Source organism: Kitasatospora sp. NPDC091276 (genome assembly GCF_040684355.1).
In the GTDB taxonomy this organism is placed as follows: domain Bacteria; phylum Actinomycetota; class Actinomycetes; order Streptomycetales; family Streptomycetaceae; genus Kitasatospora.
On record NZ_JBFBFU010000044.1, the window covers coordinates 1 to 16,002 of the forward strand.

The window sequence follows — 16,002 nt, forward strand, 5'->3', positions numbered from 1 at the left end:
TCGACACATCCGGATCAACGCCACACGACCGGTCCGGGACACTCCCGGACCGGTCACACCATACGAATCAACGACCCGCGAAGTACGGGACTAGAGTGGGGCGGTGACCTCGCTGCCGGAAGACCTCTCGCCCCTGGCCGGCGACGACGACCGCGACACGGCCGTGCAACGCCTGCAGGAGGCGTACAGCCAAGGACGCATCTCCCACGAGGAGATGGACGAACGCCTCCACCAGGCGCTCACCGCCAGGACGCAGGACGCACTCGGGCGGTCCCTGGCCTCGCTCCCCGAGCCGGGCGCGGGCACCGAGACGACGATCGGCGCCGCCACAGGACGCATCCGGCGCAGCGGCGCCTGGAAGGTGCCCCGGACCCTCAAGGTCTTCTCCGCGCTCGGCAGGGTGCGCCTGGACCTGTCCCGGGCGGTCATCGAGCACCCGGTCGTCGACATCGAACTGCAACTCGGCACCGGCGGCGCCAGGATCACGGTGCCCCACGACGCGGTCGTCGACATCGAGGGCATGCACTCCGGCTGGAAGGAGGCCCGCTACAAGCCCCCGCGGCGCCCCACCCCCGGCGGCCCGACGATCCGAATCTCCGGGACCACCGGATTCGGACGGCTGAAGATCCGCCACGCGCGGCACTGAGACCCCCCGGGCCAGTCGACTGCCGTAACTCTCTTCGGTCGACGCATGATTGACGATTCATCACATTCGGTGACGATCACCCCCGCCGGGCACCCCCGCGGTACTTTCACCGGACCTCGCGGAAGGGGCGGGCAGGCAGGTGGACGGGGACATGCGGCGGGCAGCCGTCGCGGCGCTCGCCGAACTCGGGCGCAGCCGCGACTACCGCGACCGGGCGGACGCCGGTCGCGCCCTGGCAGGGTTCGCCGAGCTGCGGGAGGCCCTCGGGCCGCTGCTGGCGCTCGTGCTGGACCCGGGCGGCACCTTCGTCACCCGGGTGAGCGCGCAAGCCCTGCTGCGGCGAAACGACCTGGCCGGGCTGACGATCGTCGCGTCCGCGCTGGCAGCGGCCGACGACAACCACGGCGACTGGATCCACACCGCGGTCGTCGATGTGTTCGGCGTCTTCGCCGACGACCGGGACGACGCGATGTGGCTGTGCGAGGAGATGTCGCGGGCCGCCGACGACCGCGTCGCCCTGGGGGCCCTTCGGCTGCGCGACAGCCTGGCCGGGATCGACCCCGTCCTCGGCCCCGCAGTAGCGCGGTACGGACGCTAGCGCGAGGGCGCCTGGCGGGCGGCGCGGTCGGCGACGGCCCGCAGCAGGGCCTCGGCACTGCCGGGGGCGGCCGCCCAGCGCCGCACCTCGGCGTGCCCTGCGCGACGCCCGTGTTCTCCCGCTCCGATCAGGCCACGGCGTGTTCCGCGTCGAGGACCGCGTCGATCTCGGCCAGTTCCTCGGAGGTCGGCACCCATTGCCCGGCGGCGGCGTTGGCGCGCACCTGCTCGGCACTGCTCGCCCCGGCGATGACCGAGCCGCAGCCGGGCCGTGCGGCGAGCGCGCCCACGCCGATCTCCAGGACGCTCCGGCCGCGCGCCTCGCCCCAGGCGGCGAGGCGTTCGACCGCGTCGAGGCCGGCCTCGGTCACCCGCTCGGGCCGCGACGCCAGGCGCGAGCCCGCGGGCACGCCCGTGGCACGGCGCACCTTCCCGGTCAGCAGGCCGTTGGCGAGCGGGTAGAACGGCAGCACACCGAGGCCGTAGTGCAGCGCCGCGGGCACCACCTCCCGCTCCACGCCGCGTTCGAGCAGCGACCATTCGTTCTGGGCCGAGACGAACGGGACGGCCCCGATCTCCCGGGCGACGTGCGCGGCCTCGGCGATCTGCCAGCCGGCGAAGTTGGAGTGCCCGATGTAGCGCACCTTGCCTTCGCGTACCAGCTCGCTGAGCGCGGCGAGCGTCTCGGCGATCGGCGTGCGCGGGTCGGGGGTGTGCAGCTGGTAGAGGTCGATGTGGTCGGTCTGCAGGCGTCGCAGCGACTCCTCGACCGCGCGCCGGATGTAGGCCCGGCCGCCCTTCGCCCCGGCCGCGGGCCCGTACCCCAGGTCCGCCCGCTGATAGCCGAACTTGGTGGCCAGCACGACCTCGTCGCGCCGCCCTTTCAACGCCTGGCCCAGCAGCGTCTCGGAGCCGCCTCCGGCCCCGTACATGTCGGCGGTGTCGAAGAGCGTCACCCCGGCGTCGAGTGCCGCGTCGACCACCGCGCGTGTCTGCGCCGCGTCGAGACGTCCGCCGAAGTTGTTGCAGCCGAGTCCGACCACGGAGACGAGGAGTCCGCTGTTGCCGAGCGTTCGATATTCCATGGGGTCACCCTAGTTCTGGCACGACGACAGGACCGGCCGCCGTCACCCGGTCACCGATCGACCGCTGACCGGCTTCGGAACCACTCGTCCAGCGCGAGGGCGCCCGGCGGGCGCGGTCGGCGGGCGCGGTCGGCGACGGCCCGCAGCAGGGCCTCGGTGCTGCCGGGGGCGGCCGCCCGGCGCCGCACCTCGGCGCGGGCGGCGCGGCGCCCGGGGCTCAACGCCCGCACGGGCAGGGAGAACCGGCCGCGCAGGCACCACCACCTCACGACCCGGGCGCAGCTGCGCCTCACACCGGCTCCGGGAGCTCGTCGGCGCCTGCGGTGCCGTCGGGGCCGTCGGGGCCCTCAGGGCTTTCGGGGCTTTCGGCGGGGCGCAGGTGGATGGGGTGGGCGTGGATGCCGACGAAGGCGATCGTGCGCAGCGCGCCGAAGTCGGCCGGCCGGCGGGAGACGCGGGCGGTGGATTCGGGGGCGAACAGGTCGGTGAGGTAGGCGGCGTGGTCGTCGTCGAGGGGCAGGCGGGCCAGGGCGGTGCGCACGGCGGCCAGGGCGTCGGCGAGCCGGGCGAAGGTGGCGGCCTGGGTGACGCCGCCGATCTCGGCGGTGACCGGGTGCGGGTAGTCGCGGGGAGGGATGGCGGTCACGACGCGTTCCCGCTCCGGGGTCCGAGGACCGCCCACACCGCTTTGCCGACCCCGCCCGCGCGGGGGCGGCAGCCCCACCGGAGGGCGAGTTCGGACACCAGCCACAGCCCCCGCCCGCATTCTTCGTCCCCGCCCACGCGGCGCAGCACGGGCCGGCGGGGGTCGGCGTCGTGGACCTCGATCCGCAGGTCGTCGGCCGAGAGGGCGAAGCGCACGAACAGCAGCCGGTCGGACGGGGTGCGGGCGTGCTGGACGGCGTTGGTGACGAGTTCGCCGAGCACCAGCCCGGAGTGGTCGGCGAACAGTTCACCCCCCGCGTGGTCGGAGAGGAAGCCGCGCAGCAGCCCGCGTGCGGCGGGCACGGACTTCTGGTGGCGCGACAGCCAGCAGGAGTACTCCCCCACTGTTTCCGGCTGTTCCTTCAATACTTCGGGCATGGCCTCACTCGCCTCGGAGTTGTCCCGGATGCGGGAGTTTCGCCACGTCGGCCCGTGCCGCCGGGCCGCTGGTTGATCGTTCGTCATGATGGGCTCTCTGTGGCCTTGATCGCTGCGCACCATTCTCACTTTGCGTGCATTAAGCGTCGCTCTGAGCGGCTAACCTGGGAAGGGTGACCCTGTGTCACGCTGCGATTGGGCACATGGAGGCTGAGCATGGGGTTCCAACCAAACGAGCTGGATCCTGGGCGGTCGGCGCGAGACCAGTTCGGCTGGGAGATGCGTGCCCATCGTGAGCGAGCGGGTATGTCGCTCGACCAACTCGCCAAGATCGTCAATATCTCGAAGGGGCATCTCGGGCGGGTCGAACGCGCCGAATCAATGCCACCGCCGGACCTGCCCGGCATGCTGGACGCGGCGTTCGGCACCGACGGCCGGTTCGACCGCATCTACCAGTTGGCCAAGAACGAGAAGTTCCCTGGCAAGTACCGGCAGGCGATCCATCTGGAGGGTCAGGCCGCCGTCATCGAGGAGTTCGCCTCTGCGACCATCCCCGGCCTGTTGCAAATTCCTTCTTTCGCCCGACACTCGCTACGTGCAGGCCAACAGCACGCTACCGAGCAAGAGATCGACGCATTGCTCGCCGCACGACTCGAACGTCAGAAGCGGCTGGATTCCACGACGCCGCCGCGATGTTGGTTCATCCTGGACGAGGCGACGCTCCGGCGACCAGTCGGCGGACTCCATGTGATGTGCGAGCAACTCACCGCCCTGGCAGACGAAAAGCGCTCCTTCATCACGATCCAGGTCCTGCCCTTCGCCGCCGGCGAACACCCTGAGATGGGCGGTTCCCTCATGCTGTACACCCTCCCGGCGGGCGGTGTGATCGCTTGGGCGGAAGGTGCAAAGAACGGTGAGGTCATCGACGAAATGCCCAAGGTCGCCGAGCGGCGTGAGTCCTACGATCTACTGAGGGCCCAGGCCCTGTCGCCCCGGGACTCCCGGGCGATGATCAGACGCATTCCGAAGGAGTACGGCCGTGCGAGCAGAGACGCAGGAAGAATGGCGAAAGAGTAGCCACAGCAACAATGACGGCGGTGTCTGCGTCGAGGTCGACGACGCACACCCGGGCCGCGTCCGGGACTCCAAGGACCCCGACGGCCCCCGGCTGGCCTTCTCCGCTGATGCCTGGCAGTCCTTCGTGACGGCCGTACGCGGCGGCGAGTTCGGCCAGATCTGACGGTTTGGCAGGCCCGGGTCCCTGCCACTGCGGCAGGGACCCGGGCCTTTCACGGACTCCCCTAGGACGACAGCACGACCGGCATCGAACTGCGCCACCACCGCGAACTCACCGACGCGGTCCGCCATGAACTGGCCGCCCTGTACGCCGAGGTGCGCGCCCCGCTGCTGCACCTGCCCAACTACGCCCTGCCCGCCTTCGGCGAACGCCTGCAACGCCACGGCGGTGAGCCCGGCTTCGAGGCCGTCATCGGCTACGCCGGCAGCGTGCCCGTCGGCTACGCCTACGGCAACACCGTCGAGGCGGCCGACCGCTGGTGGACCCGCATGGCCCGCCCGATGCCCCACCACCTCACCGCCGCACTGGTGTTCGCCCTCAAGGAGCTGGGCGTACGCACCCGATGGCGCGGCACCGGCGCCGCCCGCCGCATCCACGATGCGCTCCTCTCCGCCCGACCCGAGGAGCGGGCCACGCTCATGGTCAACCCCGCCGCCGGGGACGGCAAAGTGCACGCGCTGGACACGGCGTGGAGCTACGAGGACTCAACGAGGTCCGCCCCCACCCGGACGCGCCGCCACTGATCGCGATGCTGTACCGAATGCCAACCCCCTTGGCGTAGCGTCTCGTTCACAACACCCTGCGGCCAAGGGAGACAGCCGTGCACGCGAACGACCAGACAAAGTGGCGCAAGAGCAGCTACAGCGCACAGGCGAGCGAGTGCGTGGAGGCGGGGCGCGTCGTCGTCGGCGGCATGGCCGTCCGCGACTCCAAGGACCCCGACGGCCCCGCACTGGTCTTCCCGGCCGACGCCTGGTCCGCCTTCGTCACCGGGGTCAAGGCCGGCGACTTCCCCACCGCCTGACCCGCCAGCCACCCCGGTCGCGGCCCCGGCCGCGCAGCCGGGGCCGCGACGAACCGTGAGAGCGAAGGACCCGTCCGGCAGCAGCGGATCCACCGGGCCTCGGAGCGGGTGCCGAACAGGACCCGGTAGGACGAGGGGCCCCGACAAACCAGTGGTTCCGCGCGGGAAGTCGGACCGGCCGACTTCCCGCGCTTCGGTCCGCCCTCGCCGCCTTCGCCGGCCTGCGGTCCGTGGGGACTCGGGGCGGCGGCCGGCCGCAGCCGGCAGCGCTCCGGCCTCCTGCGGGTGCGGGGTGCGGGGCGCCGCTGCCCCGCCGTGCTCGCCGATGGCGGCGGTCAGGCTCCGGCGACAGTCCTCCGTCTGCGCCCGGGGCTTGACACCGGGCAGGAGACTGCGCGGCTGCGGCCCGCCGGCCTCGACGCTCAGCTGGCAGCGGGGCGTCCCCCGCACCCGCCACACCGCCTCGACCAGCAGGATCACCAGGCCGAACAGAACGGCGAGCACGAGAAGGCCCGGAAAGCCGTCGGAACAGGCCGCGCCGCCGTCCGGCGGAAGGCCGTGAACAGGTCCGTACAGCCGCAGTGTCTGCAGCAGGTTCCGCTGGTACCACCGCGGCAGCGCGAAGTGGCTCCGCCGAGGAGCAAGTTGACCTGGCTCCAGTTGTCCCGTCCCGGATGATCTGGTCGTCATCACGGCTGGATGGTCGGCCATGTCTGGTAGTTCTTGGGGATCAACGAGCGGCGCCGATCCGGAACCTGCGCAACAACGGTCTCGGCACGTACCGCTCCCGAACAGCACGACGAAGGATTCTGTGAACAAGACCGACCTGATCGCGACGGCACCCTCGATCGCGGCCGCCATGGCCGCCGCCGACGTGAGCCCCGACATCCAGCTGACCCAGACCCGCTACCGGGCCGCACTCGTCTCCAGCTGGGGCATCCCGGCCGGAGCGTCGGTCCTGGAGGTCGGCTGCGGACAGGGTGACATGACGGCCGTCCTCGCCGAGGCCGTCGGCCCGCAGGGCCGGGTGGTCGCGGTCGACATCGCGGATCCGTCGTACGGCGCCCCGGTCACCCTGGGGCAGTCGGCGGAGCACCTCAAGGCGACGCCTCTGGGCTCTCGCATCGACTTCCGCTTCGGCCTGGACGTCCTCGACGAGGCGGTCACCTTCCCCGACAGCGGATTCGACTACGCCGTCCTGGCACACTGCTCCTGGTACTTCGCCTCCCTGGACCAGCTGCGGGAGACCCTCGCCCGGGTCCGCCGCTGGGCACGGAACCTTTGCTTCGCCGAGTGGGACCTCGCACCCTGCTCGGCCGACCAACTGCCCCACCTGTTGGCCGTCCTGATCCAGGGGCAGGTCATGGCGAGCGGGTCGCGGGGCGAAGGCAACGTGCGCACTCCGTTCTCCCACGCAAGCCTGCTCCGGGTCCTCGCAGCGACAGGCTGGGATCCCGTCCCGGGGCAGTCCGTGGACACAACCGCCCTACAGGACGGCGACTGGGAGGTGGACGCCTGCACGGCACTGCTCGACAACGTCGACCGGATGGCCGAGCTGCCGCGGACGGTCCTGGACCTGGTGCTGAGCCAGGCGGATGTGCTCCGGTCCCTGGCGAAGGACCACGGCAACACGCCGCTGCCGGCCTACTCGCTGACCGCCCGCTGACCGCCCGCTGAGCGGACCGGGACGCCGGTCCGGGGCCGCGACCGCCCGACGGGCGCGAACCGAGATCGGGCCCGGACCAGGCCGCGCGTCCGGTCGACAGGCCCGCGCCCGAGTGAATGCGGTACGCCCTCCGCCCGGCACGTCGGGGTGAGTCCGACGATCACGGTCCTGCCGGAGACCGCTCTGCGGTCGCGGTCATGTCGGGAGGCCGGCGTCGGGATCGCCGCGGGTTGGACCCGACCGCGCCGCGCAAGCAGAAGCACACCATCGAACGGGCCTTCCGGCGGCTGGCGAGCCGGTCCGACTTCCGCGACGCGTCCGACAACACGGTGCGCGACTACATCGACAAGCGCCGCCCGGAGACCGCGGACGAGGAGCGCGAGGGCCACCGGCACGTCGACGGGACGGTCCCGCGGATCCACCTGCCCGGAAAGGAGGCCGAGATGGGGCCTCCGGCCACCGGCAGCAGTCATATCCGCCAGCCCGGAAACCCAGTGCCGGCCCGGCGACTGCCCGCTCCCGTCCGGCCACCGCGGCACTGGGCGACCAGCAGCCCGATCCGAGTCGGGTCGGCTGACACCACGCACCTGTCGGGGAACGCGGCCCGTCGGCCGAGACCACGGCGGCCACGACCTCCCCCGCACAGGTGTCGGAGACGCCAGGGACGGCCAACTCCGTTGCAACGGCGGCCCCTTGCGGGGAGCAGCGGGGCCGCGGGAACGCTTCGCCCCGGGTCGCACCCGCCCCCGGCAGCGGACGCGGCGGCGCGGGAAGTCGGACCGGCCGACTTCCCGCACCCGCCCCCCGCCCCCCGCGTCCGGGCCCGCAGAACCATCACGGCCCCGCACCCGTAGTCGCGTTTGACTATGGGCTTTAGTCGTGTTCGACTAGTGCTGTGAGCACTTCGCGACTCTTCGCACTCAGCGCGCTGGCCCGGGGCGGGCCGATGCACGGCTACCAGATCCGCCAGGCGGCCCAGCTCGACCGCACCGAGCTGTGGACCGACGTCAAGCCCGGATCGCTCTACAGCGTCCTGCACCGGATGGCCGACGACGGCCTGGTCGAGGTGGTGCGCAGCGAGAAGGTCGGCAACCCGCCCGAGCGGACCGTCTACGCGATCACCGGCCGGGGCCGCCGGGAGCTCGCCGCCCTGCGCGACGCGGCGCTGGGCAGGGTGCGCCTGCTGCCCGACCCGGTCGACCTGGCCCTGCAGTACACCGCGGACCTCACGGACGAGGACCTGGCCGGGGCCGTGGCCGCGCGCCGGCGGGCCGTGGCCGACCAGGTGGCCCTGTTCGAGGAGCAGTTCGAGGCCGCCAGGCCGGACCTGACCGGCCTCGAACCGTGGATCTTCGAGCACTGCCTCGCCCGCCTGAAGGCCGACCTGGCCTGGCACGACGACCTGCTCGACACCCTGACGAAGAACACCCCGCCGAAGAACACCCCGACAAAAAACACCCCGCCGAGGAACACCCGGAGGACCCCGTGATACTCGTGACCGGCGCGACCGGCACCGTCGGCCGCGCCCTCGTCGGCCACCTGGCCGCCCTGGGCGCCCCCGTGCGCGCCGCCACCCGCCGCCCCGACCGGGCCCGCCTGCCGGGCGGCGTGGACGTCGTCGGCGCCGACCTCGGCGAGCCGGACAGCCTGGCCGCCGCCCTGCGGGGCGTGCGCAAGGTGTTCCTGCTCTCCGACGGCCCCGACATCCCGCGCCACGACGCCGGCCTCGCCGCCGCGGCCGCCCGCGCCGGCGCCGAGGCCGTCGTCAAGCTGTCCTCCGGCCGGGCCGCCGACCCGGACGCGGACGACCCCGTCGCCCGCTGGCACCGCGCGGGCGAACAGGCCGTCCAGGACAGCGGCCTGGCATGGACGTTCCTGCGCCCGATGGGCTTCATGTCCAACACCCTCGCCTGGGCCGGGACGATCCGCGCGGCCCGCACCGTGCGGGCCCCGTTCGCCGCCGGCCGGGTCTCCGTCATCGACCCCGCCGACATCGCCGCCGTCGCGGCCCGCGCCCTGACCGAGCCCGGACACGACGGCCGGGCCCACCTGCTGACCGGCCCCCAGGCCCTCACCCCCGGCGAGATGACCACGATCCTGGCCGACGTCCTGGGCACCCCGCTGGCCTTCACCGAGATCCCGCCCCACGCCGCCCGCCGGGCACTCCTGGACCACGGCCTGCGCCCGGAGACCGCGGACGCGGTCATGGCGCTGCGCGCCGCCTCCCTGGAACCGTTCGCCGCGACCGTCACGCCCGCGGTCCAGCAGCTCACCGGCCGCGCGGCGACGCCCTTCCGGGCCTGGGCCGAACGCCACCGCGAACAGTTCACCGAGGAGCCCGGCGCGGAGCCCGGCGGGGAGCCCGGCGGGGAACCCGGCGCGGAGCCCGGCCGTGGCTGACACCCACCGCAAGCAGCCCGGCGCGGAACCCGGCGGCGAGCCCGGCGGCGAGCCCCGCGGGGAGCCCGGCCGTGGCGGCGTCCACCGCGAACCCGTCGCCCTGGCCCCCAAACACGGCGGGCGCCGCCACGTGCCGGGCAGCCCGTACGTCGTCAAACTCGCGGGCGCCCAGAGCGGCGGATCGATCGCCGTCCTGGAGTCCACCTTCGAACCCGGCCAGGGCGCGCCCCTGCACCTGCACCGCGGCCACGACGAGACGTTCTACGTCGTCAGCGGCGCGTTCCGGCTGCGGTGCGACGAGCACACCACCGAGGCGGGCCCCGGCGCCTTCCTGCACGTCCCGCGCACCCACCCGCACTCCTTCACCGCGATCGGCGACACCCCCGCCACGATCCTGGTGACGCTGACCCCGGCCGGCTTCGAGGAGTTCTTCGTCGAGGCCGCCGCCCTCGCCGCCGACGGCCGCCCGAACCGCCGGATGATGCAGACCCTCCTGGCCCGCTACGACCAGGAACTGGTCCCCGACACACCGCAGGACCACCACAGGCCGGACGGCCGCTGAGGCCACCGTCCGAGCGGCCCGCGTCAGCGGTAGGTGCGCAGCACGTCGAGCAGGTCGCCGGTGTGGCCGTCGCGCGCGCCGAAGTGGGCGGCGCAGCTGAGCTGTTCGCGCAGGTGGAGCAGCCGCATGCGGTCCTGCCAGCCGTCGGTGAGGGGGTGGTGTTCGCGGTAGGCGTCGAAGAAGCGGGCGGGGACGCCGCCGGTGCAGAACATCATGCTCAGGTCCGTCTCCGCCCACGTCCAGCACACCGCCGGGTCGATGAACGCCGGTGTCGCGTCCGGGCGGGCGAGGATGTTGCCGTGCCACAGGTCGCCGTGGGTGAGGACGGGTGGTGCGGCGGGGAGGAGTTGGGGCAGCCGGTCGCAGATCCGTTCCAGGTCGGCGCGGCCCCGGGGTCCGAGCGCCTGGCGTGCCAGGGGTTCGTCGAGGTAGCGCAGCAGGCGGTGGCGGGCGAAGAACTCGTGTCCGTCCTCGGTCCAGGGGTTGCGCTGTGACAGGCGGCCGAGCCAGCCGTCCTCGGCCCAGCCGAAGCGCTGTCCGGTGGTGGCGTGCAGGCCGGCCAGCGCGTGTGCGGCGCGTTCCCAGAAGGCGGTGTCGTGCGCGGGCGGTTGTTCGAGGGCTTCCAGGACCAGGCCGTCCGGGTGAAGGGCCAGCACCCGCGGGGTCGCCAGGGCGCCGTGGGTGCGCAGGGCTTGCAGGCCCTGGGCCTCCTTCGCGTACGCGTCGGGGGCCAGTGCCGGGGTGGACTTCACCACCACGCGTCCGCCGCCGGCCAGGGTGACCAGCCAGACGGTGTTCGCGGCGCCGCCGGCCAGGCGTACCGCGTGTGCCGGCGGGCCGGGGAGCAGGTGCGGCGGCGGGCCGTCGTGTCCGGCGGCCGCCTCGTCGGTGTTCTGCGCAGGATCTTCCATGGCGGGCCCCTTTCCCGCGCCCGGCGCCACCGACTCGGGCCGGCACCGGTTTTCGCCGCCCCGGGGGCCGCGGCGGGACCGTGCCGGGTCTGCCGGGGTGCGCGGTACAGTCCGATTCATGAACGAGAACGTGCGCGCCCCGTTCGGGGACTTCCCCCTCGTCCGCGCGGCGATCGAGGTCTGCGGCGACCTCGCCGCCCCCGTCGCCGACGCGTTGAAGAACGCGGACGCGCAGCGGTGGGCCGGATCCGTGCTGTACGTGGACACCGACCCCGACAAGGCGGACACCGCGGTGTTCTGCCAGGCCTACGACGTGCCGCTGGAGCTCTCCGCGAACTGCGTGGTGGTCGCCGCCAAACGCGGCGGCGACGTCACCCTGGCCGCCTGCCTGGTGCGTGCCGACACCCGTCTGGACGTCAACACCGCCGTGCGCAGGCACCTGGGCGCGCGCAAGGCCTCCTTCGCGCCGGTGGACGTCGCCGTCGCCGCCACCGGCATGGAGTACGGCGGCATCACCGCCGTCGGCCTGCCGGGCGGCTGGCCGCTGCTGGTCGACGAGGCGGTGGCCGCCGCCGATCACGTGCTCATCGGCAGCGGGCGGCGGCGGGGCAAGCTGATCCTGCCCGGATGGGCGGTGGCCCGGCTGCCCGGCGCCGAGGTCCTCCCGGGCCTGGCCGCCTGAGCCCGGCGGGGCCGGCGGGGCCGGCGGCGGCGGGACCGGCCCGGGCCCGGGCGTGCGCGGCCGTGGCGTGGCCGGGGCCGTGGCCGTGGCCGGGGCCGGGCACCATACCCCGCAGTACCTGAGTGGACGTCAAACCCGGCTGAGGCTGACCTTTGGGGGTCGGGCGGCGGGATCTCGGCGGAACGCGGTCGAAAGGGTGGACATGGGAAACCTCAGCGGGAAGGTCGCGCTGGTCACCGGCGCCAGCCGGGGCATCGGGCGGGGCATCGCCGAACGCCTGGCCCGGGACGGCGCCCTGGTCGCCGTGCACTACGGCAGCAACGAGGCGGCGGCGAAGGAGTGCGTCGCGGCGATCGCCGGGGCCGGTGGCCGGGCGTTCACCGTGGGCGCCGAACTGGGCGTTCCCGGCGACGTGGACACCCTCGTGGGCGGGCTGGAGGCCGGGCTGCGCGCGCACGGGGAAGCGGCGCTCGACATCCTGGTCCACAACGCCGGGCTCAATCTCATGGGGCGCCCGATCGAGGTCCTCACTCCCGAGGAGTTCGACGAGATGGTCGCGGTCAACGTCAAGGCGCCGTTCTTCCTCACCCAGCGGCTGCTGCCACGGCTGCACGACGGCGGCCGGATCATCAACATCTCCTCCGTCTCCACCCGTATCGCCTCCGCCCACGGCATCGGCTACCCGCTCACCAAGGGCGCCCTGGAGGTGTTCGGCCACACCCTGGCCAAGTACCTCGGACCCCGCAACATCACCGTCAACTCCGTCGTCGTCGGGTTCACCCGCACCGACATGACCGCCGACGTGCTGGCCGACCCGGCGAACCTGGAACGCAACCTCGCCCTGACCGCCCTCGGCCGGATCGGCGAGATCCCGGACATCGCCGACGCGGTCGCCTTCCTCGCCTCCGACGACGCCCGCTGGATCACCGGCACCAAGATCGACGTCACCGGCGGCGTCAACCTGTAGCGGCCGCAGCGGGGGCCGCACCGCGCGCGGGCCGTACCCGGGCCCGGGCGACCCGCCGCCCCGGGCGGCCGCGGGAGCTGCCCCGCCCGGCGGGCGGGGCGGCGGGCGGGCGGGACGGCGGGCGGGCGGGACGGGCCTCGCGGCACAGCGGACCCCTGAGCCGCGGGCGCCGCCAACGCCTCGCGCACCACCGCCGGTTCGCCCGGCGGCACACCGGCGGCACACGGCCGGATGGCCGGGGCGCCCGGACCCCGCGCGGCACCCGGCGCCGCGTTACGGGAGGCCGGGCGCCCCCGGCCCCGCCGCCGCCGGGTGCCCGAACCACAGGTGCAGGGCCGCGCGCAGTTGTTCGGCGGCGGCCTGGGGCGGTGCGGTGGGCGGTGCGGTCCAGGCGGCGTGGCCGTCCGGGCGCACCAGGACCGCGGGCGTGCCGGGCAGGGCGCCGGGCCGCACCGTCGCCGCGCTCACCCGGTCCGCCCAGGGGGCGGCCGCCGTGCGCAGCGCCTCGGCCGCGGTGGTGGCCTCCAGGAGCAGGGCGCCGGTGCCGGTGCGGGCCAGCAGTGGTATCAGGGCGCCGTGTTGGAGGGTGTCGTCGTGGAGGGTGTCGTGTTGCAGGGGGATGTCCGGGACCATCGCGCCCTCCCAGGGGTGGCCGCTGCCGTGGGGGGCCGGGTAGCGGGTGGCGATGCCGGTGATCTCCTCGGCCAGGGGGCCGGCCGTGTCCTTGGCCTGTGCGAGTTCGGCGAGCAGGTCGCGCACGGGCGCGAGTTCCTCGTCGTCGCCGGCGAGCAGTGCCTGGGCGCGGGTGTTGCGCAGCAGTCTGGCGCCGGCCGCGTGGCGTTCGCTGTGGTAGGTGTCCAGGAGGGTTTCGGGGGCTTGTCCGCGGGCGACGAGGGCGAGTTTCCAGCCGAGGTTCATCGCGTCGTCGATGGCGGCGTTGACGCCGATGGCGCCGGCGGGCGGGTGGATGTGGGCGGCGTCTCCCGCCAGCAGGACCCGGCCCTGGCGCAGCCGTTCGGCCAGGCGGGCGGCGTCGCCGAAGCGGGTCAGCCAGTGGGCGCGGGCGATCGGGACGCGGTGTCCCAGGGCGTGGTCCAGTGCCTGCTGGAAGCGGGGCAGGGTGAGGGGTTCGTGCCGGTCCTGGGGCGGGTGGGGGTCTGCGGTGATCAGGCGGACGTGGCCGGGCCTGGGGATGGCGAACACGGTGCCGCCCGGGCCGGTGCTCACGCCGAAGGGGATCTGCCGGGGGTGGGTCAGGACCACGTCCGCGAGCAGGGTGAAGCGGCGGGCGGGGGTGCCGGGGAAGGCGATGGCGGCGAGTTTGCGTACGGTGCTGCGGCCGCCGTCGCAGCCGGCCAGCCAGCCGGCGCGCAGCAGCGCGGGTCCGTCGGGGGTGTCGGTGTGGGCGTGGACGCCGTCGTCGTCGAGGTCGAGGGCGTCCAGGCGGTGGCCGCGCAGGATGCGTACGCCCAGGTGGTGGGCGTGTTCGGTGAGGATCTCCTCCACCCTGGTCTGGGCGATGCCCAGGACGTAGGGGTGGCGGGTGCGCATGGCGGCGAGGTCGAGGCGGGCCTGTGCGGTGAACGCGGTGGTCGCCGCGGTGGGGCCTTCGGCGAGGAGGCGTTCGGCCAGGGCGCGGCGTTCCAGCAGTTCCAGGCTGCGGGCGTTGAGGTTGAAGCCGCGGCAGAAGCCGGGCGGGGCGGGGTCGCGTTCCAGGAGCACGGTGCGCACGCGGGCCAGGGCCAGTTCGCAGGCCAGCATCAGGCCGGCGGGGCCGGCGCCGACGACCAGGACGTCCGCGTCGCCGGCCCCGGGCGCGGCGGCTGCGGGCGCGGCGGCTGCGGGCGCGGCGGCGGGTAAGCGCTGTCCGGTACGGGCCGGCGCGGACATGGACGTGGCGGCGGCGGGTGCGGGGATGGGTGCGGGTGCGGGGGTGTCAGGCATCGGGGGCGGCCTCCGGCCAGGCCAGGGTGCCCTGTTCGATCTCCTCGGCGGTGCGCAGCACCCATTGGCGTTCGGCGTGCAGCATGGCGTTGCCGTACTCGGCCTCGATGACGAACAGTCGGGGGGCGTGGTGTTCGTGGGTGGCGCGGTGGTGGGCGTGTTCGCTCTCGGTGATGCGGGTCTGCAGGGCGGCGGCCCGTTCACGCAGTGCCTGGGCGGCGCGGTGTGGTCCCAGGGCGCCGAGGTAGCTGACGGCGGACAGGAATTTCGGGTATTCGCGGGAGGGTTCGCGGATGAGTTCGTCCAGCCACTGGGTGAAGTACTGGCGGCCCTGGGGGGTGTGGCGGTAGACGGTGCGGGTGGGGCGCGCGCCGACCTGTTCGGTGTCGGTGGCCTCGATCCAGCCGTCGCGGGCCAGGGCGCGCACCGTGTCGTAGAGCGAACCGGTGGTCAGTTTGAAGGCCTGGTCGAGGTGGCGTTCGCGCAGGGTGGTGGCCATGGCGTGGGGGTGCAGGGGCTGTTCGAGGAGCAGGCCGAGCAGGGCGAGGGCCAGGGGGTTGGCGGGTCGTTTGGCGGTCATGGCTCTCCGTGGTCGCACGCGGGGGCCCGGGGCTGGGGTCCCGGGCCGGTGATACTCGGATCGTACTACTCGGATCCGAGTATGTGGAGGGGGTGGCCCGGGTCGCCCGCCGCGGAGCCGTGCCGCACCGGCCTTGCGGCACGGGGGAGTTCGGGCCCGGCCGCGGCCGGGGCGCCGCCGGGTGCGATCATGGCGGGCATGGCTTTCGACGACGCACGGCCCCGGGCCGGCCTGGTCCATGAGCGCTGGCGCGCCCGCCAGGCGCCCCACGGGGACTTCATCGTGTTCGGCGACGGGTCGCTGTCGGTGATGCGCCTCATGCGGTTCTCCCCCGCCGACCGGCTCCACGACCCGCGGGCCCAGCAGTGGAGTTGGGGGGAGCTGCTGCGGGCCGGCGCGTGGACCGCCACCGACTGGACGGACGTCGACACGGTGTTCGCCACCAGCACCCACGCCGGCCACCGCGCCCTCGCGGGCGAGGCGTCCGAGCACGGCAGCATCGGCTGGGTCGCGCTGACCCGCGACGACGACGAGAACACCCTGGAGTGGCTCGCGATCTCCTGCTCCTCCAACCCGTTCGCCGACGTCACCCTCGATGACACCACGGTGACCGCCACCAGCACCCTGGGACGGATCTGGACCTTCCCCCGCGACGCCCCGCAGCAGGTACGGATCACCGAGGACCCCGACCACCCCTGGCACCGCCCGGCCGGGCCGACGGGCCCCGCCTCCTGAGGCACCCGGGCCCAACCGGCCCTGCGCCCGGTCCGGTTCGGC

Annotated in this window: 20 protein-coding genes; 13 read left to right on the forward strand and 7 right to left on the reverse strand. The window is 73.9% G+C overall.

The genetic code is table 11. The features are described 5' to 3' along the window. The first annotated feature begins 103 nt into the window (after positions 1 to 103). Both AB0O19_RS34850 and AB0O19_RS34855 read left to right on the forward strand, forming a co-directional pair. Positions 104 to 646, forward strand: coding sequence for a DUF1707 domain-containing protein (locus tag AB0O19_RS34850; RefSeq protein ID WP_363588098.1), 543 nt, complete (start codon positions 104 to 106; stop codon positions 644 to 646). 151 nt (positions 647 to 797) lie between these two features. Continuing rightward, positions 798 to 1,244: a hypothetical protein gene (locus tag AB0O19_RS34855; protein WP_363625350.1), complete on the forward strand. Its 447-nt coding sequence runs from the start codon at positions 798 to 800 to the stop codon at positions 1,242 to 1,244. A gap of 127 nt (positions 1,245 to 1,371) precedes the next feature. Here AB0O19_RS34855 and AB0O19_RS34860 read toward each other — a convergent pair whose 3' ends face one another. From AB0O19_RS34860 to AB0O19_RS34875, 4 genes are read right to left on the reverse strand one after another with little or no spacing between them, the layout of a single operon-like run. Then, positions 1,372 to 2,328 carry an aldo/keto reductase gene (locus AB0O19_RS34860; RefSeq protein WP_363625352.1) on the reverse strand — a complete coding sequence of 319 codons (957 nt, stop codon included), beginning with the start codon at positions 2,326 to 2,328 and terminating at the stop codon, positions 1,372 to 1,374. A 50-nt stretch (positions 2,329 to 2,378) separates the two neighbouring features. Beyond that, positions 2,379 to 2,621, reverse strand: coding sequence for a hypothetical protein (locus AB0O19_RS34865; RefSeq protein WP_363625354.1), 243 nt, complete (start codon positions 2,619 to 2,621; stop codon positions 2,379 to 2,381). Then, positions 2,618 to 2,974 carry a hypothetical protein gene (locus tag AB0O19_RS34870; RefSeq protein ID WP_363625356.1) on the reverse strand — a complete coding sequence of 119 codons (357 nt, stop codon included), beginning with the start codon at positions 2,972 to 2,974 and terminating at the stop codon, positions 2,618 to 2,620. The genes AB0O19_RS34865 and AB0O19_RS34870 overlap by 4 nt, the downstream gene beginning before the upstream one ends. After that, positions 2,971 to 3,411 (reverse strand): ATP-binding protein, encoded by a 441-nt coding sequence (locus AB0O19_RS34875; protein WP_363625358.1) that lies wholly within the window; start codon positions 3,409 to 3,411, stop codon positions 2,971 to 2,973. Before AB0O19_RS34875 ends, AB0O19_RS34870 begins: the two co-directional genes overlap by 4 nt. A 216-nt stretch (positions 3,412 to 3,627) precedes the next feature. Between AB0O19_RS34875 and AB0O19_RS34880 the strand changes: the two genes are divergently transcribed. The 8 genes from AB0O19_RS34880 to AB0O19_RS34915 all read left to right on the forward strand — a co-directional run bounded on the left by AB0O19_RS34880 (position 3,628) and on the right by AB0O19_RS34915 (position 10,141). Then, the gene (locus AB0O19_RS34880) at positions 3,628 to 4,488 is read left to right on the forward strand and encodes a helix-turn-helix transcriptional regulator (protein ID WP_363625360.1); all 861 of its coding nucleotides are present in this window, start codon (positions 3,628 to 3,630) and stop codon (positions 4,486 to 4,488) included. Continuing rightward, on the forward strand, positions 4,451 to 4,651 hold the full coding sequence (locus AB0O19_RS34885; RefSeq protein WP_363588088.1) for a DUF397 domain-containing protein: 201 nt from the start codon (positions 4,451 to 4,453) through the stop codon (positions 4,649 to 4,651). The genes AB0O19_RS34880 and AB0O19_RS34885 overlap by 38 nt, the downstream gene beginning before the upstream one ends. Before the next feature lie 152 nt (positions 4,652 to 4,803). After that, entirely contained in the window at positions 4,804 to 5,232 is a 429-nt protein-coding gene (locus tag AB0O19_RS34890) for a GNAT family N-acetyltransferase (protein ID WP_363625362.1), read from the forward strand. A 77-nt stretch (positions 5,233 to 5,309) separates the two neighbouring features. Then, positions 5,310 to 5,513: a DUF397 domain-containing protein gene (locus AB0O19_RS34895; protein ID WP_363589764.1), complete on the forward strand. Its 204-nt coding sequence runs from the start codon at positions 5,310 to 5,312 to the stop codon at positions 5,511 to 5,513. Between the two features lie 811 nt (positions 5,514 to 6,324). Beyond that, positions 6,325 to 7,179, forward strand: coding sequence for a class I SAM-dependent methyltransferase (locus AB0O19_RS34900; RefSeq protein ID WP_363625364.1), 855 nt, complete (start codon positions 6,325 to 6,327; stop codon positions 7,177 to 7,179). An 895-nt stretch (positions 7,180 to 8,074) separates the two neighbouring features. After that, entirely contained in the window at positions 8,075 to 8,668 is a 594-nt protein-coding gene (locus AB0O19_RS34905; protein WP_363625366.1) for a PadR family transcriptional regulator, read from the forward strand. After that, complete coding sequence (locus tag AB0O19_RS34910) at positions 8,665 to 9,579, forward strand: NAD(P)H-binding protein (protein ID WP_363625368.1); 915 nt, start codon at positions 8,665 to 8,667, stop codon at positions 9,577 to 9,579. Before AB0O19_RS34905 ends, AB0O19_RS34910 begins: the two co-directional genes overlap by 4 nt. After that, positions 9,572 to 10,141: a cupin domain-containing protein gene (locus AB0O19_RS34915; RefSeq protein ID WP_363625371.1), complete on the forward strand. Its 570-nt coding sequence runs from the start codon at positions 9,572 to 9,574 to the stop codon at positions 10,139 to 10,141. Before AB0O19_RS34910 ends, AB0O19_RS34915 begins: the two co-directional genes overlap by 8 nt. A gap of 23 nt (positions 10,142 to 10,164) precedes the next feature. Here the strand turns inward: AB0O19_RS34915 and AB0O19_RS34920 are convergent, their stop codons facing one another. Further along, entirely contained in the window at positions 10,165 to 11,052 is an 888-nt protein-coding gene (locus AB0O19_RS34920) for a fructosamine kinase family protein (protein WP_363625373.1), read from the reverse strand. A 118-nt stretch (positions 11,053 to 11,170) separates the two neighbouring features. Here AB0O19_RS34920 and AB0O19_RS34925 point away from each other — a divergent pair, with 118 nt between their 5' ends. Together AB0O19_RS34925 and AB0O19_RS34930 are read left to right on the forward strand one after the other, a co-directional pair. Continuing rightward, on the forward strand, positions 11,171 to 11,734 hold the full coding sequence (locus AB0O19_RS34925; RefSeq protein WP_363625375.1) for a YbaK/EbsC family protein: 564 nt from the start codon (positions 11,171 to 11,173) through the stop codon (positions 11,732 to 11,734). A 202-nt stretch (positions 11,735 to 11,936) separates the two neighbouring features. Continuing rightward, entirely contained in the window at positions 11,937 to 12,701 is a 765-nt protein-coding gene (locus AB0O19_RS34930) for an SDR family oxidoreductase (RefSeq protein ID WP_363589053.1), read from the forward strand. Between the two features lie 273 nt (positions 12,702 to 12,974). Here AB0O19_RS34930 and AB0O19_RS34935 read toward each other — a convergent pair whose 3' ends face one another. Beyond that, entirely contained in the window at positions 12,975 to 14,645 is a 1,671-nt protein-coding gene (locus AB0O19_RS34935; protein ID WP_363625377.1) for an FAD-dependent monooxygenase, read from the reverse strand. Then, positions 14,638 to 15,225 (reverse strand): PadR family transcriptional regulator, encoded by a 588-nt coding sequence (locus tag AB0O19_RS34940; protein ID WP_363625379.1) that lies wholly within the window; start codon positions 15,223 to 15,225, stop codon positions 14,638 to 14,640. Before AB0O19_RS34940 ends, AB0O19_RS34935 begins: the two co-directional genes overlap by 8 nt. A gap of 198 nt (positions 15,226 to 15,423) precedes the next feature. Between AB0O19_RS34940 and AB0O19_RS34945 the strand changes: the two genes are divergently transcribed. Further along, entirely contained in the window at positions 15,424 to 15,960 is a 537-nt protein-coding gene (locus AB0O19_RS34945; protein WP_363625381.1) for a hypothetical protein, read from the forward strand. Positions 15,961 to 16,002 lie beyond the last annotated feature (42 nt).

Excerpts from the sequence above, each read along its gene's own strand:
- AB0O19_RS34855 (WP_363625350.1), top strand. The coding sequence starts at position 798 with ATGCGGCGGGCAGCCGTCGCGGCGCTCGCCGAACTCGGGCGCAGCCGC.
- AB0O19_RS34860 (WP_363625352.1), bottom strand. The coding sequence starts at position 2,328 with ATGGAATATCGAACGCTCGGCAACAGCGGACTCCTCGTCTCCGTGGTC.
- AB0O19_RS34875 (WP_363625358.1), bottom strand. The coding sequence starts at position 3,411 with ATGCCCGAAGTATTGAAGGAACAGCCGGAAACAGTGGGGGAGTACTCC.
- AB0O19_RS34880 (WP_363625360.1), top strand. The coding sequence starts at position 3,628 with ATGGGGTTCCAACCAAACGAGCTGGATCCTGGGCGGTCGGCGCGAGAC.
- AB0O19_RS34920 (WP_363625373.1), bottom strand. The coding sequence starts at position 11,052 with ATGGAAGATCCTGCGCAGAACACCGACGAGGCGGCCGCCGGACACGAC.
- AB0O19_RS34925 (WP_363625375.1), top strand. The coding sequence starts at position 11,171 with ATGAACGAGAACGTGCGCGCCCCGTTCGGGGACTTCCCCCTCGTCCGC.
- AB0O19_RS34930 (WP_363589053.1), top strand. The coding sequence starts at position 11,937 with ATGGGAAACCTCAGCGGGAAGGTCGCGCTGGTCACCGGCGCCAGCCGG.
- AB0O19_RS34935 (WP_363625377.1), bottom strand. The coding sequence starts at position 14,645 with ATGCCTGACACCCCCGCACCCGCACCCATCCCCGCACCCGCCGCCGCC.
- AB0O19_RS34940 (WP_363625379.1), bottom strand. The coding sequence starts at position 15,225 with ATGACCGCCAAACGACCCGCCAACCCCCTGGCCCTCGCCCTGCTCGGC.
- AB0O19_RS34945 (WP_363625381.1), top strand. The coding sequence starts at position 15,424 with ATGGCTTTCGACGACGCACGGCCCCGGGCCGGCCTGGTCCATGAGCGC.